Origin of the sequence: Oceanidesulfovibrio marinus (assembly GCF_013085545.1) — a bacterium.
Taxonomy (GTDB): domain Bacteria; phylum Desulfobacterota; class Desulfovibrionia; order Desulfovibrionales; family Desulfovibrionaceae; genus Oceanidesulfovibrio; species Oceanidesulfovibrio marinus.
Genome location: NZ_CP039543.1, coordinates 4,175,338 through 4,197,936, shown reverse-complemented (window position 1 = coordinate 4,197,936; position 22,599 = coordinate 4,175,338). Strand labels below are relative to the sequence as shown.

General features: G+C 63.5%; 13 protein-coding genes. 4 read left to right on the top strand and 9 right to left on the bottom strand.

The window, feature by feature from the left end:
• Positions 1 to 66: 66 nt before the first annotated feature.
• Both E8L03_RS18460 and E8L03_RS18455 read right to left on the bottom strand, forming a co-directional pair.
• Positions 67 to 627 carry a cysteine hydrolase family protein gene (locus E8L03_RS18460; protein ID WP_171268139.1) on the bottom strand — a complete coding sequence of 187 codons (561 nt, stop codon included), beginning with the start codon at positions 625 to 627 and terminating at the stop codon, positions 67 to 69.
• A 227-nt stretch (positions 628 to 854) separates the two neighbouring features.
• Entirely contained in the window at positions 855 to 1,976 is a 1,122-nt protein-coding gene (locus E8L03_RS18455) for a beta/alpha barrel domain-containing protein (RefSeq protein WP_171268138.1), read from the bottom strand.
• A 474-nt stretch (positions 1,977 to 2,450) separates the two neighbouring features.
• On the opposite strand from E8L03_RS18455, the gene E8L03_RS18450 reads away from it, so the two are divergent.
• A complete protein-coding gene (locus E8L03_RS18450) occupies positions 2,451 to 5,870 on the top strand; it encodes a chemotaxis protein CheB (protein ID WP_171268137.1) in 3,420 nt (1,139 codons plus the stop codon).
• Positions 5,871 to 5,992: 122 nt separating this feature from the next.
• Here the strand turns inward: E8L03_RS18450 and E8L03_RS18445 are convergent, their stop codons facing one another.
• Entirely contained in the window at positions 5,993 to 9,700 is a 3,708-nt protein-coding gene (locus E8L03_RS18445; RefSeq protein WP_171268136.1) for an autotransporter domain-containing protein, read from the bottom strand.
• 476 nt (positions 9,701 to 10,176) lie between these two features.
• Between E8L03_RS18445 and E8L03_RS18440 the strand changes: the two genes are divergently transcribed.
• Positions 10,177 to 10,536: a hypothetical protein gene (locus E8L03_RS18440; RefSeq protein WP_171268135.1), complete on the top strand. Its 360-nt coding sequence runs from the start codon at positions 10,177 to 10,179 to the stop codon at positions 10,534 to 10,536.
• 75 nt (positions 10,537 to 10,611) lie between these two features.
• Here E8L03_RS18440 and E8L03_RS18435 read toward each other — a convergent pair whose 3' ends face one another.
• The 3 genes from E8L03_RS18435 to E8L03_RS18425 form a co-directional block, all read right to left on the bottom strand.
• On the bottom strand, positions 10,612 to 11,814 hold the full coding sequence (locus E8L03_RS18435) for a cyclic di-GMP phosphodiesterase (RefSeq protein WP_171268134.1): 1,203 nt from the start codon (positions 11,812 to 11,814) through the stop codon (positions 10,612 to 10,614).
• Between the two features lie 250 nt (positions 11,815 to 12,064).
• Positions 12,065 to 12,481, bottom strand: a complete 417-nt coding sequence (locus tag E8L03_RS18430) for a response regulator transcription factor (protein ID WP_235896750.1) — start codon at positions 12,479 to 12,481, stop codon at positions 12,065 to 12,067.
• Between the two features lie 113 nt (positions 12,482 to 12,594).
• Positions 12,595 to 15,399, bottom strand: a complete 2,805-nt coding sequence (locus E8L03_RS18425; protein ID WP_171268133.1) for a PAS domain-containing hybrid sensor histidine kinase/response regulator — start codon at positions 15,397 to 15,399, stop codon at positions 12,595 to 12,597.
• 468 nt (positions 15,400 to 15,867) lie between these two features.
• Here E8L03_RS18425 and E8L03_RS18420 point away from each other — a divergent pair, with 468 nt between their 5' ends.
• A complete protein-coding gene (locus tag E8L03_RS18420; RefSeq protein WP_235896751.1) occupies positions 15,868 to 17,232 on the top strand; it encodes a M14 family metallopeptidase in 1,365 nt (454 codons plus the stop codon).
• 328 nt (positions 17,233 to 17,560) lie between these two features.
• The gene (locus E8L03_RS18415) at positions 17,561 to 18,889 is read left to right on the top strand and encodes a citrate synthase (RefSeq protein ID WP_244963573.1); all 1,329 of its coding nucleotides are present in this window, start codon (positions 17,561 to 17,563) and stop codon (positions 18,887 to 18,889) included.
• Between the two features lie 129 nt (positions 18,890 to 19,018).
• Here E8L03_RS18415 and E8L03_RS18410 read toward each other — a convergent pair whose 3' ends face one another.
• The 3 genes from E8L03_RS18410 to E8L03_RS18400 all read right to left on the bottom strand — a co-directional run bounded on the left by E8L03_RS18410 (position 19,019) and on the right by E8L03_RS18400 (position 22,582).
• Entirely contained in the window at positions 19,019 to 21,142 is a 2,124-nt protein-coding gene (locus E8L03_RS18410; protein ID WP_171268132.1) for a tetratricopeptide repeat protein, read from the bottom strand.
• Between the two features lie 30 nt (positions 21,143 to 21,172).
• Positions 21,173 to 22,003: a 3-methyl-2-oxobutanoate hydroxymethyltransferase gene (panB, locus tag E8L03_RS18405; RefSeq protein WP_144307387.1), complete on the bottom strand. Its 831-nt coding sequence runs from the start codon at positions 22,001 to 22,003 to the stop codon at positions 21,173 to 21,175.
• Between the two features lie 336 nt (positions 22,004 to 22,339).
• Positions 22,340 to 22,582 (bottom strand): DUF1737 domain-containing protein, encoded by a 243-nt coding sequence (locus E8L03_RS18400; RefSeq protein ID WP_167512656.1) that lies wholly within the window; start codon positions 22,580 to 22,582, stop codon positions 22,340 to 22,342.
• Between the last annotated feature and the right edge of the window lie 17 nt (positions 22,583 to 22,599).

The following is a 22,599-nucleotide window of genomic DNA, read 5'->3' as shown; positions in this document are numbered from 1 at the left end:
GGCTCCGGCACGCCGGGAGCTCGCGCGCCGTCTCCCCGCAAGCAGCCGACCGTTTCGGCCGCGGACTCAGCCCTCTATTTCCGCCAGCACCTTGCCCGAGGGGGCGAATCGGCATCCGGCCTCGCGCATGGAGCGTATCGCCTTGTCCACGTCGCCCTCCTTCAGGTCCACGCCCCGTACGGCGTCCTCCACCACGGTCACGTCATACCCGTGCCTGCGGCCGCCCAGGGCCGTGGCCAGCACGCAGTACTCCGTGGCCACGCCGGTGACGATGAGGGTCTCGATCTTCCGGCAGGCCAGAAGCTCCGGGAACTCCGGTTGCTTAAAGGTGTCGATGCAGCACTTGGGGATAACGATGTCCCCTGGCTCCGGGGCGAGCTCGGTTATCACCTGCGCGCCCTCTGTGCCGCGAACCGAGTGGGCCGGCCAGCTCTCGAACTCCGGGTCCTGCGGGTCGTGTGCATCGCAGAGAAAAAGGACCAGCCCGCCGCCGGCGTGGAACGCCTTGCGCAACGAGGCGATTGCCGGCGCGCAACCCTCTGCGCCGGGCACGTGCAGAGCGCCCTTTGGCCGGACAAAATCGTTGACCATGTCGATGATCACGAGCGCTGATCGCGTGATGTCCATGTCGCGTTCCTCCTTTGTCCGGCGCTTAGGGGCCTGCGGCGCTCACCGGTTTCTGCGACCGCAGGCACCGCCGCCGGCCCGTGGCGTCCGGGTGCTGGATTATCTTACGTGGAGCACAACGTTTTTAACTTCGCGCTCCGGCGGCATTCGCCGCGTGGCCCGCCCGGGGCGTGGCTTTTCGTATAACCCAAAAGCGAACATACAACGACCTTCTGCTCCTGGTCATATCATAGCATGCGGACCATACGCGGGTTGGCCCGGTAGCCCCGGCCTTCCTTGGCTAGGTCGCGGCCTTCCACCTGCACGATATCGGACGTGGCGTGCCAGGCCGGGAACAGCCCGCCGATGCCCATGGCCTCGAACAGCCGGCCGTGGCGGCGCTCCCCTTCCAGAAACGCCTGCACCTTGTCCAGCTCGCCAAAGCCGCTGGAAAGCACGATGTTCACGTGCTCGAAGCCTGCGGCGTCCAGCGCCTCGCGCATGGCCTTGGTTCCGCTCACGGTAACGCCGCTGCCGCCCCAGAACCCGTTATAGATGTCCGCGTCCCTGTCCTCCGGGTCGGCGCCCTGGGCCGGGTGCTCGCCCGGCGTGTCCAGCCGCACGGCGTAGAGGTCTTCGCCCAGCGCCCGCGCCGTGGCCAGGGTGTCGTCGATCTCCCTGTTGAAGCTGTCCACCAGGGCGATGCGCGGCACGGACTTGTCAATATTGCGGTTGAAGGCGTCGGTGGCCTTGAGCGTGGCCGTCTCCCGGCCAAAGGCGTGCGCGTAGATCAGCACCAGAGCGTGGGGGATGGTGCCCAGCCCGTGGCTGAACCCGCCGGCCCGTGCGCCAACCTCCGTGGAGGCTCCGTCCCAGCCCTGCTCCAGCACGGCCTTGCTGATGGCGGCGTCGTCATCGTAGCGCCAGTGACGCGAGCCGAAATAGATGAGCTCCTTGTCCGGGCAGAGCTCACGAATCTTTCTGGCGCGCTCGGCGACCTGCTCCAGGTCCACGCCGTGCCCTGCGTTGGCGCGCGTGGTCTCGGCCGCGAGCACGCCCAGGTACATGGTCTCCAGCTCGATGAGGTCCTGCACCGGGCCGCGGATGTGCATCAGCGGTTCGCCGCCCTCGTAACGGGAGCCCTCGGGCAGTGCGTGTACGGAGCCTCCCCTGGCCGCCAGCTCCGGGGCGTATGTGTCGATCATGGCCACGGCCTCGTCCACGCCGCGGACCTCGCCCGGCCCGTTGCGGATGAAGACTTCGTAGGTGACCATGGGGTTCAGGCCGTCCCGTTCCAGAATATTGCGCGAATGAAGGAAGTAGGCGTCGGTAAAGGGTTTGTGGTTGTTGGGAAGTGTAAAGGCGGACATGAAGGCAACCCTTTGTCGTTGATGTTCTGCGCTGCCGCATGGTTCCGGCTCCCGGCCGGTACGGTGCTCTGCGCCCTGCGCGGCGGTCCGGATCGGACGCATGGGCCGGCGTGCCGCTGCACGCGGCGTATCATGAAACCTTTCGCCCGTCTCGCGATGACAAGCCCTATTTTTCATGAGGGGCACCCACAAGCTCGCGCAACATGCCTGGCGCTCTGCAGTTCGCCCGGCCGCATTCCGGCGGCCATTCCTCAGCATCCACGCGATTATTGTCCGCACGGGTATGATACCCAGCCGGCCGGAGCATCTCAACGCCGAGACGCCATGAACGGCCGGGACTTTTCAGGCAACACGCACACCGAAATCATGCACTCAAGAGACAGGAACGCGCTATTCCCATGCCACATTTCGTGTGTTATCTTTGAATCATACCAGCCTGGTTTAAAGACGATCCAACCGCGCGAGGTGGCTGGCATGCTTTCCTGCCTGGCCAAATACCGCTTCTGCATCGTGGGTCTCGGCGCCTCTGCCGGAGGCATCGAAGCCTTGGTGGAGTTTCTCGGCCATCTGCCCGGCGCGCCCGGTTGCGCCTTCATTCTTGCCATGCCTGCCCAGCCGGGTTTCTCCGGCAATATATTGGATGAGCTTCGGAAGCTCACGCAGATGGCTGTGGACCCGGCCAAGGACGGCGTCGAGCTCCGGCCAGACCATATCTACATGCTCCCGCCCGAGGCGCTGCCGCGCCTGGACAGCGGCGTCCTGCGGCTGGAAAAGCCTCCCGCCGGCGGCCAGCATCATCCCATCGACGCGCTCTTTCTCGCACTGGCTTGTGGCTCGCGCGACTGCTTCGCAGCCATCGTCTTCTCCGGCACGGAAGATGACGGCGCACGAGGCATGGCGGCCGTCAAATCCGCCGGCGGCCTGACCATGGTGCAGGCCCCCTGCTCCGCCTTTTTCGGCTCCCTGCCCATTGCGTCGCAGGGATCGGGCGATGTGGACCACTGCTCGCCACCCGGCGATCTGGCCGAGCACCTTATGCAGTATCTGCGATATAAAATGGTGGATAACGCCCATATGACAGGCCTGGCAAATGCAGAGCACGGGAAGCCCCAGTACGGCTGCGCCGCGGACGATATCCTCTCGCGCAATGATGACGACGAGCATGCGGCCAAGCTGCAACGCGCTCTGGAATCGGACGACCGCCCCGCCCTGCTCGTGGACAGTGACCTGGTGCTCCGCGCATGCTCCCCAGCCGCGCAACGCCTCTTCCGTATCAACCAGGCAAGGCTGAACCGTCCGCTCAAAGACCTGCGCTTCCTGCAGGCCGGCGCCGATATCGAGAGTTGGTGCCGAAACGTGCTGCACCATGCCGTCCGATGCGAGGAGGAGCTGCGCCTGGAGGACGGCCGCCACTTCCTTCTGCGCATGGTGCCACACCGCCAGGACGAGAACGGCGCCGACGGCGTGGTGCTGCTGTTCAAGGACATCTCCTCCCGCAAGGCGCTGGAAGAGGGTCTGCGCCTCAGCAACGAACGCCTGGCCCTGGTCCTGGAAGCGACAGGGGCCGGCGTCTACGAGTACAAAATCCCTCCGGACGCCACCACCTATCACAGCGCCCGATGGGCCGAGATCCTCGGCTACCGCCTATATGAGATTCCGCCCTATGACGCCTTCCCGGAATGGTTCGTCGAAAAGGCCCACCCCGCCGATGTGGATAGGATGCACGCCGCCTACAGAGCGTTCACGGCAGGAACCACGGACAAGTGCGACATCGAAATCCGCCTGCGCCGCAAGGACGGGTCGTACGTCTGGACGCACTATGTTTCCCGAGCCGCCTCCCGTGACGCCGAAGGCCACGCCACCCACGTGGTGGGCTTGATGGTGGACATCACGGAAAAGAAGAACATCGAGCTGGAGCTGGAGCGCCGGGTGGAAAAGCGTACGGCCGAGCTCTCGGAGAGCCGCTCGCGTCTGCGCACGCTGCTGGACAACTTTCCCAAGGGCGGCGTTTCCCTCTTCGACCACGACCTGCGCATTCTCATCGCCGCCGGCGAGATTTTCAACACCATAGCCGGGGCCAGGGAACAACAAGAAGGCAAGACCATCCACGAGGCTTTCGATCCGCAAATGGTCGAGTTCATCGAGCCCATCTTCCGCCGGGTCCTGAAGGGCGAGCGAGTCAGCTATGAGTTCGAAATAAATAACAACTACTACGAGGCCACCGCCGTTCCGGTCCGGGACGAGCACGGCGCGGTGCGCGCCGGCATGGCCATGGCCCATGTGGTCACCTCACAGCGCGATCTCGAAAAACGGCTGCGCGCCAGCCGGAACGAAATGCGCCGCCACGCCTCCCAGCTCGTGGCCACCATCAAGGCCATGAACGACGGCGTGGTGGTCTACAACGCCGACGGCTCCATAGCCATGGCCAACCGCACGGCCCTGAACTTCTTCCATGTGGGCGGCACGGAGATCACCCCGCTCAACGAGTCGCGCGCCCTGGAGTTCCGGCTCTGGCGGGACGGCGAGGAGATCGCGCTGGACGCAACGCCCTCGCGCCGCGCCCTGAACGGCGAGACCGTGATCGACGAGGTGCTGGAGGTACGCCGCTCGGACGGCACCAGCATCGTTCTGAACAACAACGCCTCGCCCATCTACGATGACAAGGACGAGCTCATCGGCTGCGTGCTCGTGCTGCGGGACATCACAGAGCAGCTCCAGCGGGAGCACGAGCTGGAGCAGGCCAAGGAGGCGGCCCAGGCGGCCAACGCGGCCAAGACCGCCTTTCTGGCCAACATGAGCCACGAGCTGCGCACGCCGCTCACAGGCATCCTGGGCATGGCCGCCCTGCTCAACGAGCAGACAAGGCCGGACGAGATCGAAGGGCACGCCGCCCTCATCCTGGAAGCCGGCAGACAGCTGCAGACAATCCTCGATGATATTCTGGACCTGACCCAGATCGAGACGAACCGCATAACCCTGCGGCCGAGCCCGGTGGACATCGCGGAGCTCATCTGGTCCATAACCCTGCTGCACAAGCCCACGGCCGAGGTCAAATCCCTGGCCCTGCACAGCTCTATCGATCCCGATATTCCGGAGCAGATGATGGCGGACAAGAACCGCCTGCAGCAGGTGCTGGACAACCTCATCGGCAACGCCATCAAGTACACCAACTCCGGCAGGATAGACATCTGGGTGTCCATGCAGGAATCGGACAGCGGCAGGCTGGTGCGGTTCGATATCCGCGATACCGGTGCGGGCATAGCGCAGGACCAGCTCGGCCTGGTGTTTGAAAAGTTCTACCAGACCGGCGACTACCTGACCAAACCGCAGAAAGGCGTGGGGCTGGGGCTGGCCATCTCGAAGAGCCTCATCCGGCTCATGGGCGGGGATATCTTTGTGGAAAGCACCCTGGGCAAGGGCAGCGTGTTCAGCATTGTCATTCCCTACACGCCGGTGCAGGCGGAGACAGTCGATAAGCGCCCCAAGGTCAAACGGCCGCCGGACCTGCTGGCTGTCCTGCCGCCGCAGAAAGTGCTGCTCGTGGAGGACAACGCCATCAACCGCAAGTTCATGAAGACGCTGCTGGAGCAGACCGGCCACCAGGTGTCCGAAGCGTCCGACGGGCAGCAGGCCGTAACGGCCATTGAGCAGGAGCCCTTCGACCTCGTGTTCATGGATGTGCAGATGCCGATTATGGACGGGCTGGAAGCGACCCGGCAGATCCGGGCCTCGGAGAATCCGCGCGTGCGGGACACCAAGATCATCGCGCTCACGGCCTATGCCCTGGAGAGTGACCGCAAGCGGATCGAACGCTCCGGCATTGCCTGGTACGTGGCCAAGCCCGTGAACGTGGAAGGGCTGGCCGAAGCCATGCGCACGGCCATCGCAAGCTGATAGTGGGAGGGATCTGAACCCTCGATACGGTGTGCCCCATGCCCTTGGTTGCACACACGCGACCATCCCCTTTCTCTTTGATTTTGTTGAGCCGTCCGCGCTGTTGTGACGTCCGCCCTGCCTTAGAACGTGTACTGCAGGCGCAGGCTGCCGGACAGGGAGTCGTGGTCTGGCCGGAAAAGCTCCACGCTGGTCCGCGCCACGATGCTGAACCGGTCGGTCACGGCCCACGTGAGCCCGGCATCTAAGAGCCCGGCGCGGTAGCGCTGGTCGGCCAGCTGCGCCGAGTACCTGCCCCCGGCGTAGCCGATGAAGGACGAGGAAATGGAGCGGCCGCCGTCCAGCCACTCCGCGTTCCAGACCATGCGCAGCTCCGGCGTGATATCGCCGTACTCGCTCTCGAAGGTCCGGGTGATGCGCGCGCCGAGCTCCGTGTTCAGGGACTGCGAGTTCCGCGCGCGGATATGCTGGCCCAGCAGGCCGGCGTCCTTTTCCTCGAAGCTGTCCTCGTGCAGATTGCTCCAGGCCAGGGAGCCGACCGGGCCGAAGGTGAAGCCGCCGGCGTGGAAGTCGTACCCGCCGCCGAGGGCGAAAGTCAGGTTGGTGCCATTCCACCGCGCGTCGGCCGAGCGCGGCATGCCCGGCAGGACGAGGTCCTTGTTGGAGCGAAAGCTGTCCCAGCCGAGCCGGGCCATGGCATCCATATAAAAGTCGTCTGTCGCATAGCCGATCAAAGCTGCCACGGACCACTCCACCACGCTGCCCTCGCCGTCGCCCGGGCCGTCTTCCTGCAGGCTCTGGGAGAAGAAGCCCGGCGCGATACCCAGCGTCCAGCTCTCTGTCGGATGGTAGAGGAACCCGGCGGCAAGGCCCCAGGTCATGGCGTCGTAGCCCACGCGGTCGCCGCTGGAGCCCTGGTTGGCGTGCATGCCGAAAGGCTCCAGGAACACGGTGAGCTCGGGCGAACCTGCCGAACCGGGCGCCTCGTCCGCAGCCAGGCCCGTGCTTTGTGGGGCGTCGCTGGTGCCGCCGCCCTGGTTCAGGTCGCCGATGTAGGTGCGGCCCGGGGCCACGCCGCCGCTGCGCAGGCCGGCGCGCTGGGCCGCGGTCAGGGCCCGGCCGCCTTCCAGGGCGCTCTGGCTGAAGGCGCCGTAGGACTCGGCCGAGAGCGACTCCATGGCGTAGCTGATTTCGGCTCCGGAGGAGAAGTCCAGCCCGGCCAGCATCTCGGCCATCTCGCCCGTGGCATCGTTTGTGGCCGAAGTCAGGAGCTGGGACAGGCCCATGGAGCGCCCGCCCAGGGCAAAGGCCGTGTACGGCGTCGAGCGATAGGTGCTCACGCTGAGGACGCCGCCGGTTTGCGTGCTCAGAAAGGTCAGTGTCGGCGAGCTGGAAAGTATGGAGGTGGAATGGAACCCGCCGTTGATACCGCCGTCCGCGGTAAGCACGGTCCAGCTCGTGCCGCCGCGGAACAGCGCACCAGCTTCGGGCACAAGAATAAGGGCGCCGTCGAGGTTCGCCGCGCCGGTCACGACGAGCTGGTCCTGGGTGTATGTGCCCAGCTCCATGAACAGCGCGCCGCCGGCGGTCTGGGTGTAGTCGCCATTGATGGTCAGGGTGCCGATAGAGCCGCCAGGGCTCACCGTGCCCGAGTTCACTACGTTGCCGGCCACGGTGCCGTAGCCACCCAGGGTGCCGCCGGCATGGACCGAGACCGGGCTGTTGATAACCGCGCCTTTGCCCACCTGCAGCGCCGCGTTGGACAGGATGTCCACGGCGTCAAAGTGTGTGGTTCCCGTGCCCGTGCCCCACTCCCAGCGCGTGGGAGCGGAGCCGTCGCCCACCACCAGATCTTCGATGTTCATGAACTGGTCCGTGGCGGTTCCGGAGCCGAGCAAAGTCAAGAGGTCCGAGCCCGCGGCCATGTCCACCTTACCGATAATCCGCGCCGAATTCAGGGTCAGGAGGTCGTCCGCCCCGCCGGTCTTCACGGCCCAGGCGTTGCCGCCGCCCGAGGTGTCCTCGGCGTACAGTGTGCCGGCCACATAGAGGTTCGTCGCGCCGTCTGCTTCTATGGCCGATGCGTAGCTACCGCCAACTGCCGAGACCATGCCTGTGATCTTCGCGGCCGTGGCTGAATCGCCGCCGTTGAGAGCGCCGCCGGATTTGATGCCAAAGGCCCTGTAATCTTTACTCGCGGCGCTGACCGCGCCGGAGAGTGTGCCGATGTCGATGGAGCCTGAATCCGAATACAGCCCATAAGTGTCGCCGCCTGTGCTCGTAGCGCTCACCGTGCCGGACAGTGTGCCGATATCGATACTGGCGAGAAACGAATAGAACCCATAGGCGTCGTCTTCGGTACTCGTGGCGCTCACAGCCCCGGACAGCGTGCCGATGTCGATGGCGCCTGCATTCAGATACAGCCCGGAGACGAAGTCTGTGCCCGTGGCGCTCACTGCGCCGGACAGTGTATCTATGTTGATGGTGCCCCCATTCAAAGACAGCCCCTGGGCGCTGCCTGCGGAGTTCGTGGCGCTCACAGCCCCGGACAGCGTGGTGATGTCAATGTCGCCGGAATTCGAATACAGCCCATAGGCATTACTGTAGTATGTGCCTGAACCCGTGGCGCTCACCGTGCCGGACAGCGTGCCGATGTCGATGGCGCCGGAATCCGAATACAGCCCATAGGCATCGCTGTAGTTGCCTGAGCCCGTGGCGCTCACAGCCCCGGACAGCGTGCCGATGTCGATGGCGCCGGAATCCGAATACAGCCCATAGGCATCGCTGTAGTTGCCTGAGCTCGTGGCGCTGACTGATCCGGACAGCGTACCAATACTCAGATCACTGCCTGCTTCCAGCCCATGGGCATCCCCGTCGGTACTCGTGGCGCTGACAGTGCCGGACAGCGTGCCGATGTCGATGCTGCCGAGCCTCGAATACAGCCCATAGGTGGTGTCTCTGCCCGTGGCGCTCACAGCCCCGGACAGCGTGTCGATGTTGATGGCGCCGAAACTCGAATACAGCCCAGAGGCGTAGGAGTCTGTACTCGTGGCGTTCACGGCACCCGTGAGCGTGCCGATGTTGATGGCGCCGGTATTCGTATACAGCCCATAGGCGTACCCGCTGGAACTCATGGCGCTGACTGCGCCGGACAGCGTGCCGATATCGATGCTGGCGAGAAACGAATAGAACCCAAAGGCGCCGTTGCCTGTGCTCGTGGCGCTGACTGCCCCGGACAGCGTGTCGATGTTGATAATGTCGCCGGAATCCGTATACAGCCCATAGACGCTGTTTTTGCCCGTGGCGCTCACCGAGCCGGACAGGGTGGTGATGTTGATGGTGCCGAAACTCGAATGCAGCCCAGAGGCGTAGGAGTCTGTACTCGTGGCGTTCACGGCACCCGCGAGCGTGCCTATTTCGAGGCTGGTACTGACAGACATGCCGTACGCGCTCGATGCCGCCGCCCGCGCGTTGATCGTGGTATTCTCGCCCAGGCTGCCGATCGTGTACCCGCCCCCCGGGGTGTATATCCCGATTGCCGATGTACCACCTGTAGTCGACGCGCCAATCGTGAGCGGGGACGCTCCGCCGATATCCAGAACAGTGTTTGATACGACCTCAATGCCGTGTCCATTCGTCGCATCCACCAACTGGACTGAGTACCCGGAATTGTTGAGCAACGACACATTCTTATTGACCAGGAGGGAGGACGACACGGTGATGGTGGAATCGTAGCCAATGGCGAATGAAATGGTATCGCCCGAGCTCGCGTCCACCAGGGCTTGGCGAAAAGAGCCGGCGCCTGTATCGAACGGATTGGTCACAGTCACGGTCGCTGCAAGTGCCGAAGCAGAGCAGAGGTTCAACAACACAAGCGCCATAACCATGCGACAAAAAAAATTGGTTCCAAGGCGCAATGCCTGTACAACCGGCGCACAACCCATAGCTCGTTCCTCCTCAAAAGGACGCATTCAAGAAACACGATATCGCAGAGAGGTTTTGAAACCGCCTGCCATGCAGACGCTCCGCGCAATCTCTTGTGTGAAACAACTATCCGGCGGACGCCGACCCAGACGGACACGGGGTTCGCACGTACGGCCGTTGTGTGCGGATATGCCCTGTGGCAGACACCTGCCGGTTACGAACGGGAAAAATACTTAGCACATATACATTCACATGTCATTTTGAACGATACTGAATCATCTATTCTCTGCCACTGTCCCCAGACTTGTTGCACATATTTGGTTGTATCGGCGCATACAACCATTCCACTCCCCACCCGAAACGAGACGGATAGGACCACGCAATGGCGCACGAAAGCAGTCGCCTGGTTTATCGAAAATCCAAAAACAAAGACGCGGGCTATGTATTTTCGCATAGCCCGCATCTTTTTGCTGGCGGAGAGGGAGCGCCTTTCTTACGCGCCAACGGATCGCCGGGCGGGCCGCTCCCTGCGGATATTGCGCCCGTACGATTAGGTAAGGCCTTGCCGCCCGCCGGCCTGAGCTCGATCCGACGGCGATCCGACATCAACGCAGACGTGGTGCACGACGCCCTCTATGGGCCGAACTGCCACGTGCTTCTGGTTCCCTATAAGGACGCATCCCTCACTGACGAATATATTGAAGCTGTGGTGAACGCTGTTTTCGACGGCCTGGCGCAATGAAGGTGTGTTGTCGAGAAGATCCGGCCCTCCCGCACGGTGCGATTCCACCTGGAGCCCAGGGGATTCCACTTTCCCTCACATCAGGTACGCGGCCGGGTCTATCTTGAAATCCCTGGGGTTCAGGCACTCGATGATCTCGATGGTCTCGCCTCCATTGCGGGCGGCGTCGAGATCGAGCTCGCGGGGTGGGCAGCCGCGCTGGCCCGGCGTAAGCACCACCGTCACCTGCGGGAAGAGCGGCGCCGCCATGTTGGAGCCGGTGACCACGGCGTACTCCCGCGTGGAGAGCCGCACGAAGCTGCCCACCGGGTAGATGCCCATGGACTTGATGAACCGCTCCACGTAGCCGATGTGGAAGTCCTCGCCGCGCATGGTGTACATGAGCGACAGTGCCTTGTACGGCATCATGCCCTTCTTGTAGACGCGCTCGCTGGTCAGGGCGTCGTATACGTCGGCCACTGCAATGATCCGCGCCAGCAGCGAAATGGCGTTGCCGGACACACCGCCCGGGTAGCCCTTGCCGTTGAACTTCTCATGGTGCTGGAGCACGCCGAGCAGGACCTGATCAGACGCGCTGCCCTGCTGCACCAAAAGCTCGAAGCCGAACCTGGGGTGCGACTTCATGACCTCGAACTCCTCGGCGGTCAGCTTGCCCGGCTTGTTGAGGATGGCCTCGGGAATTCTGGACTTGCCCAGGTCGTGGAATATGCCGGCCGAGCCCAGAGCGCGCAGGCGATCGCGCGGCAGGCCCAGGTTCTTGCCAAAGGCCACGGCCAGCACCGCGACGTTTATGGAGTGGGTGTAGGAGTACTCGTCAAAGGAGCGCAGCTTGGTCAGGCTGACCATGGCGTCTTCGTTGCGCACCACGCTGTCGATAACGGACTCCACCAGCCTCTCGGACTGGGTGTAGTCCACGAGGTAGCCCATGCGCGCGCCTTGCAGAAACTCCCGCGCAAACTGCAGAGAGTCTGCGTAGATCTTACGCGCACGGCCCATCTCCTCCACGAGGTTGATCTTCTTGAGCTGGGTTCCGGACAGGGAGTCCGCATGCCCCAGCAGCGAATCCTCAAGGGGCCCCTCGTCCTTCAGGCCGAGGTAGCTGCCCCGACCGGGATCGACGAAGACCTCTGCGTAGCCGCCCTCAAGGATCGCATCGATCTGTTCGCTGGACGTGAGCTCACCCTCCTCCTGATAGAGGTACGGGTAGTCCATCCAGGACAGACCGGCATTGACGACGAACATGCCGACCTTCAATTGCGCGGCCGCAATCTTCTTCATGCCCCCTCTTTTCCCAAAAGCCCAAGCACAGCGCCTTCAAGTTCAGGCGGATAATGCAAAAATCACCATAAATTGGTCAAGCATCTCATACAAAAGGGGGCGGCGCAGACTGCGCGCGACTGTTTATCGATCGACTCCGGGCCTCACGGCCCGGCGTGAGTCAACACAAAGGGCGGAAGGAGCGATGACGGGACGGCGGCTTGGCCAGAACGGCCTCGCCGGGGGAGCGCGTCTGTGCGGGCGGCGGGAGCTACGAATTCGCCGCGCTGTCGCCGTTGGAGCCGGAGCCGTTGCGCGAGTTGGGCAGGATACGCCGCACGGTGGCGATGAGCTTGTTCGTGTCGATGGGCTTGGCCAAAGCGTCAGCCACATCAAGGGGCTGGGCCAGCTCCAGCACGGTCTGGGCATCGAAGTTCTCACCGCCGGTGATGGCGATGATGCGTCCGGCCCCGATCCGGCTGGCAAGCTCGCTCATCACGGACAGGCCGCCGCGCTTGGGCAGAAAGATGTCGACGATGCAGAGGTCCGGGGTCTGCCGATCCGCCACCCGCAGGGCCTCCTCGCCGTCGGACGCCTCGATCACATTGTACCCTTCCTCTTCGAGCACGTCCCGCAACAACTCCCTGATAAGTACGGCATCGTCTACAACAAGAACTGTTTGTTTCACAATATCACCAGCTTGGTCATACTTTCTTTTTCCTGCAATTCGCATGGCGGATATTACAGTCATTGCGTTTTATTCCTCAACCATCCCGTTTTGTCGAGGGGGCTCGACATTTTTCATGATCTTTCTGCGTCAACACCGTCGCCAGTACGTTCCAGCCACTCCCCCATTCTGGCCGACGACTCCGCGATACGCTCTATCATCGTGGCGAGTTCGGCGCTGCCCGCCTCTTCCACCAATGGCTCGGTGATTCTGGCCAGCTCGCTTGTGGCCTTGTCGCCTATGGTCGCCGCCGTGCTCTTGAACAGGTGCACGAGTCGCTTGAGCTCGCCGCGCGCTCCGGTCGCCAGCGCCGCCCGCATGGCGGCCACGTCCTTGGGCCCTTGCAGCGCATAAACCCTTTCGAGCCGGCGCAACAGATCCGGCCTGTTGCCCAGAAGAGACAACGCCTGACGCACATCTTCCGGCATCCGTGGGTCGCCGCCGTGTTGCCTGGCATCGGAAGGCGGCTCCGTGGTGGCGGATTCTTCGGGCTGGGACGCGCCAGCTTTCCCCGACGCCCCACGACTGGCGGCCATGTATTGCCCGATGAGCGCGAAGAGCTCCTGCATGTCCACGGGCTTGGCCAGGTAGTCGTCGCAGCCGGCGGCTATCATCCGCTCCCTGTCTCCGGGCAGGGCGTGGGCTGTCATGGCGATGACGGGCACATTCGACGGCACGGCCAACGGCTCCCGACGCACCTTGCGCACCGCGGTCAGGCCATCCATCTCGGGCATCTGGATGTCCATGAGCACCAGGTCCACGACATTTTCCGACAGGAACCGCAACGCCTCCTCGCCGCTGTACACGCTGTGTATCGTATACCCCCGGTTGCCCAGGGCCATGCGCATAAGCTCCTGGTTCATGGCGTTGTCGTCCACCACCAGGATGTCTCCCTGCAGCACCTCGCTGCCCGGCCTGCCGCCGGTCTCGACCTCGGGGAGGAACAGCTCCTTCTCCTCGGGGTTCAGCAGTCCCACCGGCACTGTGAAGGAGAAGGTGGAGCCCTTGTCCACCTCGCTGGACACGGCGATGGTGCCGCCCATCACCTCCACCAGCTTGCGCGAGATGGCCAGCCCCAGACCTGTGCCGCCGTACTCCCTGGAGATGGAGGCGTCGGCCTGCTCGAAGTCCTTGAAGATGATGGACTGCTTGTCCTGGGGGATGCCGATGCCCGTGTCGCTGACAGAGACGAGGATGCGCTGGGAACCCTCGGCGCTGTTGTCGCCGGGCGCAGGGCCTGCCTTGATGAGCACGACGCCCCTGGGCGTGAACTTGATGGCGTTGCCCACCAGGTTGTCCAGTATCTGGCGCAGCCTGACCGGATCGCCCTTGACCCAGCTCGGCAGCTGGGGGTTGATATCCAGGGCCACCTCCAGGTCGCCATCCTCGGCGACCACGCCCATGGCATTGCGCACGCTGGCCAGCAGGGCGTGCAGATCAAAGGGCACGTGCTCCAGCCGGAGCCTGTGGGACTCCATCTTGGAGAAATCGAGAATATCGTTGACCAGGTTGGAGAGCGCCTTGCCGGAGAGGCGGATTATTTCGAGATAGCGCTGCGTCTCATCGGCGCTGTCCGCCAGTTTGGCCAGCTCGGCCGCGCCCAGTATGGCGTTCAGCGGTGTGCGTATCTCGTGGCTCACATTGGCCAGAAAGTTGGACTTGGCGCGGTTCAGGCTCTCGGTGCGCTTCTTGGCGCGCTGCAGCTTCTCCGCGGTCAGGCGGTGCTCCCGGCCTTCTTTGCGCAGGGCCTCGTTGGCCTCCTCCAGCTCCTGCGTGCGCGTGGCCACGCGGCGTTCCAGCTCGTCATGGGAGTACTGGAGCTTGTTCTGCGCCTCCTTGCGGTGGGTGACGTCGTAGGCGATGCCGGCCAGGCCGATGACATCGCCCTCCTCGCCGAACAGGGGCACACGGCTGGACTCCACCCAATGCTTCCGGCCCTCCGAGTCGGTGAACTCCACGTCAAAGACGCGCTTCTCTCCGGTCCGGATGGTGTCGAGGTCCTGTTGCAGGTAAAAGGCGCCCTGCTCCTCGCCCCATATCTCCACCTCGGTAAGGCCGGCCAGCTCCTGGGAGGAGCGCCCGCTTGCCGCCTCGAAGGCGCTGTTCGTCTGCCGGAACCTGGCGTCCTTGTCCTTGAGCCAAACAAGTGCGGGCACGTTGTCCAGGATGGCGCGCTGAAGCTCCTGGGCTTGGAGCAGCGCTCGCTCGGCCGTGCGGTGCTCCGTGATGTCGAACCCCAGGAGCATGGCCACCAGGCTGCCGTCCACATCAGTCATGGGGTGCGCCACCACCTGGTAGGTCCGCCCGTCCGGCATGGGCCATTCCCACTGTCCGGAGCGCTCGAAATCCAGAACCTCCGTCATCTGGCAGCGGTTGCCCCCATCCTCGCAGGCGGCTATGAGTCTGCGCAGGGCGCTTCTGCCCGGCCGGCCGAAGAGCTGCCGGAAGGCGCGGTTGGCGTAGCGGATGGCGTAGCCGCGGTCTACGATGGCCACGAACCCCGGCAGGGATTCCATGTAAAATATCTGGCGCTGCTGCTCCCGCCGCAGGCTTTCGTCCACCCGCCGGGCGTCCGTCACATCGCGCGAAAACACCAGCACGTGGCGCTCCGTCTCCCCGTCCACCAGCGCCATGGAGACACGCTGGGTCCGGCCCAGGATGTCGCCCTCGAAACGGACTTGCCCGCCATGGTCCAGGACCTTGCGCAGCGCACTGCCGTAGCTGGCGAGCATCTCGGACTCCAACAGGGAGAGCACCGGCCGCCCCACCAGGGAGCCCTTGTCGCCCAGGCCGAAGGTATTGGCGGCCACGTCGTTGGCTGCGAGCACCACGGCGTTCTCGTCCAGGACGAAGACGGCCTCCTCGGAGGTCTCGAACATGGCCTGGCAGAAAAGCTCCGTGCCAAAAGGATATTTGCTGGACGAATTCATTAGCAGTAACGCATATAGATGTATGCCGCTCCGAGGTTTTTCGTCCGCCCGCACAGCCGCAGACGGAATGCGCCGTTGCAGCATGCGCACGGACATCTTACTGTGTAGCAAAAGTCGGAGTAAAATCAATGCGGAATCGAACAAAGGTGTTGCATCAACCCGGCGCCGGCCCTTTCAATGACAGACGTTCTTTGATAGGAATCAACGCGTATTGCATGGGACACGCGTTACCCGGCGCGCCGTGCCGCCGGATGCGCCGCGACGTGATTTCGTTCCTTTCACCCATCGCGGCCCTGCGCCGCAAATGAGGCCGTCCTGACGATGCGCTCCATCCGTTTTCCGCTCACAGCCGTTCTGTTTTCCGTCTGCATTGCCGTGGTCATGATTTCTGCGTCCGCGGTCCGCGCAGACCAGGTCATGAACAACCTGGATTTCTCGCTGCACCAGCACCAGGGAGCCGAGGACGGCCCCACCCTGCTCGTGATCGGCGGCATCCAGGGCGACGAGCCAGGCGGCTTCAACGCCGCCTCCCTGCTCGTGACGCATTACACGATCCTGCGCGGCAACGTCTGGATCGTGCCCAACCTGAACTTCATCTCCATCATCCGCCGCAACCGCGGCGTGTACGGCGACCTGAACCGCAAGTTCGCCCTGCTGAGAAGCAGCGACCCCGAGTACTCCGTCATCAAGAAGATCAAGTCCATCATCGATACGGACTCCGTGAACCTGGTGCTCAACCTGCACGACGGCAGCGGTTTTTACCGGCCCGAGTACACCGACGCCATGCACTCCCCGCACCGCTGGGGCCAGAGCGTGATCATCGACCAGGAGAGCATCGACGCCCCCTACGGCCAGCTGATGGGCATGGCCAGCCAGGTTGTGGAACGCGTGAACAAGGCGCTGCGCGATCCGGAGCACGCCTATCATGTGAAGAACACCGAGACGCGCCTGGGCGACCACGAGATGGAGAAGACCCTGACCTACTTCGCCATCAACCAGGGCAAGGCGGCCTTTGGCATCGAGGCGTCCAAGGACTTCCCCACCAGCCTGCGCACCTACTACCATCTCCAAGCCCTTGAAGCGTTCATGGACCTCATGGGCATCGAGTACACGCGGGACTTCGAGCTCAACGTGGCCGATGTGCGCAAGACCATCGACACGGACGCGGCCGTGGCGCTCTATGACAACCGCATCTTCCTGGACCTGCGCGACGTGCGCAGCACCCTGCGCTACGTGCCGCTGAAGAAGAACGCCCAGCTCGCCTTCGCCTCCACCAACCCGCTGGTCACCGTGGTCGGGCAAGGCAGCAACTACGACGTCTACTACGGCAACCGGCTCATCACCAACATGCACCCGCAGTACTTCGACTACGAGACATCGCCCCAGGTGGTGACGCTGAACGTGGACGGCCGCTCCATGGACGTGCCCATGGGCAGACGGGTGCAGGTGGCCGACTCCTTCAGCGTGGCCCCCAGAAAGGGCTACCGCGTCAACGTCATCGGCTTCACCCAGGCCGGCGTGGACAACGAGTGCGGCATCCCCATCCGCCGCGCCGACATCATGGAGCACTACTCCGTGGATACCGACGGCTCGGTCTATCGCGTGGAGGTGTACCGCGAGGACAGCGACACCTTCTGCGGCATGGTGCTGGTGGACTTCGACACCAGCCGCCAGGGGCCGGCTCCGGACCAGCAGCCCCACACCATCTCGCCTGTCCGCGTGGTCACCAGGGACAAGGGTCCAGCGGCCGCAGCGCATGGGGACAGCGCAGCCTCACGCTGAGCCCGGCCGTGGCGTTTGCGGCATGACCGCCGAACAATCTTCGCCCTCCGAAGCGACCGGCAACCGGCTCAAAGACGGCATACCCCGGCCCGATTCTGCCGGGATTTGCCAAAAATCAACTCACAAGTACCCATAAATGTAACAAAAAGCAGCTTGACTGGACAAAAGTCGTCTCATCGAAGTATACACATCTCTTCTCGACCTCCAGACGATCTGAACTCCCAGACGATCTGACCACCGGCGCGCCGAATTCTCTACGGTTCGCCCACCATCTTCCCCGGCCAGGCGATCTTCGCCACTCGCGCCGAATACGAGACGGAGAGACGTAATGACCAAGACAATCGAACTGTCCATGGCCGAAAAACGGCCTGACACCACGCAGGAGACCGCGACGCTCTCGGTCCGCGGCAAGACCTACACCCTCCCCGTGCTGGAAAGCTCCGAAGGCGAGCTCGCCATCGACATCAAGAATCTGCGAAGCGAAACCGGCGTCATCACCTTCGACCCCGGGTACGCCAACACCGGATCGTGCAAAAGCAGCATTACTTATGTGGACGGCGAGAAGGGCATCCTCCGCCACCGCGGCTATCCCATCGAACAGCTCGCGGAAAAGAGCTCTTTTGTGGAACAGGCCATGCTGCTGATCTTCGGCGAGCTGCCTTCCATGGACGAGCTCGACAACTTCCGCGGCATGCTGCGCGAGCAGGAGCTGCTGCACGAGGACCTGCTGCACCACTTCGACGGCTTCCCGCCCAACGGCGAGCCCATGGCCATCCTTTCCGCGGTCATCAACTCCCTGGGCAGCTACCACCCGGATCTCTACGAGTTCAAGGACGAGTACCAGTTCCGCAGGGCCTGCGCCAAGATCATGAGCAAGGTGCGCACCATCGCGGCCTTTGCCTTCCGCAAGTCCATCGGCCGGCCCTTCATGTACCCCAACCCGAACAAGAGCTACTGCGCCAACTTCCTGCACATGATGTTCTCGGTGCCGTACAAGATCTACGAGCCGCCGCTGGGCGCGGTGCGCGCGCTGTCACTCTTCCTTATCGTGCACGCCGACCACGAGCAGAACTGCTCCACATCCACGGTGCGCATGGTGGGCTCCACCCAGGCCAACCTCTTCGCCTCGGTCTCGGCCGGCATCTGTGCCCTGTGGGGCAAGCTGCACGGCGGCGCCAACGCCGCGGTCATCCAGATGCTGCAGGATATCCACGACAACAACATCAAGGTGTCGGATTATCTGGAGAAGGTGAAGCGGAAGGAGTTCCGGCTCATGGGCTTCGGCCACCGCATCTACAAGAACTTCGATCCCCGCGCGCGCATCCTTAAAGGCGCGGCCCACGAGCTGTTGCTGAACATGGGTCAGACCGACGACGAGCTGCTGGCCATCGCCCAGGAGCTGGAGCAGGCCGCCCTGGAAGACGAGTTCTTCAAGGAACGCCAGCTCTATCCCAACGTGGACTTCTACTCCGGCATCATCCTGCGCGCCCTGGGCATTCCGGTGAACATGTTCCCGGTCATGTTCGCCATCGGCCGCATGCCCGGCTGGATCGCCCACTGGTACGAGGAGTACTGCCAGCCCATGCGCATCCACCGCCCGCGGCAGCTCTACATGGGCGAACGGCTGCGCGATTATCTGCCCCTGGACGATCGCTAGGGACAGCCTGATTTGTTGGATGGGCGGGGTATAGAGCTAACCTTGAAAAGGTGTTGATGCTCTTATGCATTTCTCTGAAACAAAAGCAGCATGTTTCAGATGAAAGTCTTGTTTCAAGACAAAAATACGCTACCCGCGGACCTTGCCCACATCCACATACCGCAGCGCATCGTGAACTTCGCGGGCGAGGCGCATGGACTCCTCGCTCGCGTAAAGCTCCACGGCCTGTGTGTACTCCGGGTGGGCCATCACGGCCTTGGTGAAAAAGAACGCCGCCTCGTTGGACTCGCCGCCCCGCTCCAGCACCTTGAGCGCCTCCATCTTGAAGCGTGAGAAGGCGATAAGCCGCTTGGAGTAGCCGGCGCTCTTGCGCCGCTCCAGAAACTCCTCCAGGAAGCCGGCGAGCCAGGTCAGGCTCTCCTTGCCTGCGCTCCGGCACATGGTCACGCGCGACTGCAGGAACTCGGCAATGGTCTTGTCGGCGAGTATGGCTTCGTTGTCGAAGAACTCCGGTATCTTGCGCGCCAGGTTATAGGCCAGGACCAGGGCGTCCTTGTTCTGCCCGGCCGCGATGTGCCGCTCCAGCCGCTCCTGGAAGTGGACCGTCCGCCTGGCCAGCTCCGGCACGGTGGTCCGTTTCTGCATGGCGGCCACGGTGTCGAAGATGTCCACCACTGTCTCCAGCACCTGGTAGAGCTGGTGGTTCTTGTAGAACATCTCGTTCTGCGCCAGGCTCGGCTCCAGCATCAGCCCGCGCACAATGGCGCCGGCGCTTTCCAGATCCTTGTGCTCCACGGCGTAGGCCACGGCCAGGTTGAAGTTCACCGCGGCCTTGTTGGGCGGGTCCAGTTCCAGCAGCCGGTTGTAGATGTCGATGGCTCTGAGCGGCCCCTCCAGCTTGCGCACCAGCGTGCCCATGTAGATGATCTCGTTGCACGCCTCGGCAAAGTGGCCCTCGTCCCGCGCGGCCTTGAACAGCAACCGCTCGGCCTCGGTGAAGTTGCGCTCGTCGATGGCCGCCAGCCCCAGGAAAATGAGCTGTCCGGCAGGCAGCTCGTCCATCTCCGTGTTGGCCACCCTGTTGAACGCCTCTCTGGCCATGGCGCCAAGCTGCTTTACCGTCGGATGGCCCTTGCCCAACGTGCTCTTGAGGTCGACCTTCATCAGCTCGCCGGCAATGCGCGTCACGGCCTCCACATCCCGCTGCCGGCTGTCCTCCTCGTCCAGGGGCTTGATGGCCGCCGCCTTGTCCAAAGCGCGCTGGAAGTTGGTCATGGCGTCGTTCAGAAGCTGCATCACCTCAGGCTCGTTGGGCGAATCCCCGGACCGCAGCCGCTCCTGGGCCTGCAGCACCCGGACCATGCCGATCTCCTTGTTCGGCTCCGGGCTACCCTCGGCCACCTCCTCTGCCTGGGCGAAACGCATCAGCGCCTTGGGGTAGCGCTTCAGCCGCACATACGTCCTGCCGCTCTCCATATACGCCGCCGGGTCCCTGGGGTAGATTTCGATGGCTTTGGAGAAGCACTGCACAGCGCGTTCCCAGTCGCCGCCGGCTCTGGCCTCGTGGCCGGCGCGCATCCACTTGTCGGCCTCGGCCTTGCGCTCGGAAAGCTCGCGCTCCTCCTGCCGCTCCTTGAGCTCCTCCAGCCGGCCCTCCTTGTGCGGCAGGTACTCCGCCAGGTAGTCGCGCACCTCGCGGTAGCGCTCCATGAGCTGCTCCTTGGCGCGGATCTCGCGCATCTTGGGCGCCAGGCCGGAGAGCGATTCGAGCTTCTGGAGGATGAACGCGCCGGACACGCCATACTGCGCCAGGGTGATAAGCGTGTTCTCGCGCTTCTGGGAGAAGTGGATGTCCGTGAACACGGGCACGCACTTGGCGAGGGTCTGCATCACGTCGCGGCGGGTGTTGCCCACCACGAGCTTCACGGTCTCGAAGTACTCCGGCAGCTCCTTGGGGATGCGCGTCTTGCTGCCGGGCGAGACGGCGTGGGAGGGCGGGTTGATCAGGAAGACGCCCTCCCGCGTGAGCAGAAGCTGGCCCAGGGCGCGGGCGTTTTCAAAGTAGGCGAGCGGCGTCTTGTGGACGGTGACGTTGGAGAACTTGAGCGCTTCCAGGATGACCTTGAGCTGGTCGCGCAGCACCCGGTCTATCACGTAGATGTGGAACGGCTTGTCGCGATACGACGCCAGGACGTCGGCGGTCGGCTCCGCGGCGTCCGCTTTGCCGGTGGTATGCTGCGTCGCTTCGCCCATCTGTGTTCCGCGAAAATACGCTGTCCCAAATCAGGAGAGCTTTTTCTCCTCGTCGGGATCCATGGAAAAAGAGTGCTCGGCGTCGGGAAAAACGCCCGACTCCACCTCGTTCTTGTACTGCGTGACAGCCTCGCGCACATCCGCAGCCATATTCGCGTACTTCTTGACGAACTTTGGCGTAAACCGCTCGAACAGGCCAAGCACGTCGTGGATCACCAGCACCTGGCCGTCGCAGTGTGCGCCGCCGCCGATGCCGATGGTGGGAATCTCCAGGGCCTCGGTGATGTAGCGGCCCATGGCCGCCGGCACGGCCTCCAGAATGATGGCGAAGCAGCCGGCCTCCTGCAGGGCCTTGGCGTCCTCCAATATGATCCGCGCGGCGTCGGCCGTCTTGCCCTGCACCTTGAACCCGCCGATGCCGGCCACGCGCTGCGGCGTGAGCCCCACGTGGCCCACCACCGGTATGCCGGCCTGGACCAGCGCCTTGGTCTGCGGCGCCACCTCGCGGCCGCCCTCCAGCTTCACGGCGCGCACGCCGCCTTCCTTGAAGAGCCTGCCCGCGCTGGCCAGTGCCTGCTCCGGCCCGGCCTCGTAGCTCAGAAACGGCATGTCGCCCACCACCAGGGCGTGCGACGCCCCGCGGGTGACGGCGCTGCAGTGGTGCACCATCTCGTCCATGGTGACGGGAATGGTGTCGTCGTAGCCCAGCACGGCCATACCCAGGGAATCGCCCACCAGGATCATGTCGATTCCCGCCTCGTCCACTATTTTCGCAAAAGGATAGTCATAGGCCGTCAGCATGGTGATCTTGCGCTGTCCCTTGCTCGCCCTGATATCCGGTGCAGTAATTCTCTTGGCCATTGTAGTCGCTTGTGCAGAAGATCTGCCTGTGTTTGCGCGTGGCGTCCGCCACGTGGGTTGGTTTCACGTTCCTTATTTAGTGTAATTCTTCGCAGTTGGGTAGCCCCTGGCTGCATATTGCACGCGGGAGGCGCATCCTGCGCGGATATGCGCCCGGCCGGAGCGTTCCTGATCCGACGGTCACCCTGTGCGACGGCTTTCAGAAACGAGAAAACGCGGCGGCCTGTTCCAGACCGCCGCGCCAGTAATCCATCTATCCTGGCGAACGCCGGCCGCGCCGCTGCATAGGGACATGTGCGCGGCTGCGTAGCGCCTAAGCTCGTGGATGCGCTCCGCCTAACGCAGACGGCGTTCCAGATCGACCTGTTCGCGTTCCTCGTCTTCCAGCTCCAGGTAGCGGCGCCTGTCCTCGCGCGTCTCCTTTTCCACGGCCTGGTAGAACTTCAGCACTTTGGAAAAGGCCATTTCCGCCTGGACAATGGATACGCCGCCAAGCGGACGCCACCCGTCCATGAGGTGCTTGCGCACTTCCTCTTCGAGCTCATGATCCGATGATGCTTTGATAATTTTGTATTTCAAGACGTTACCCTCCACGC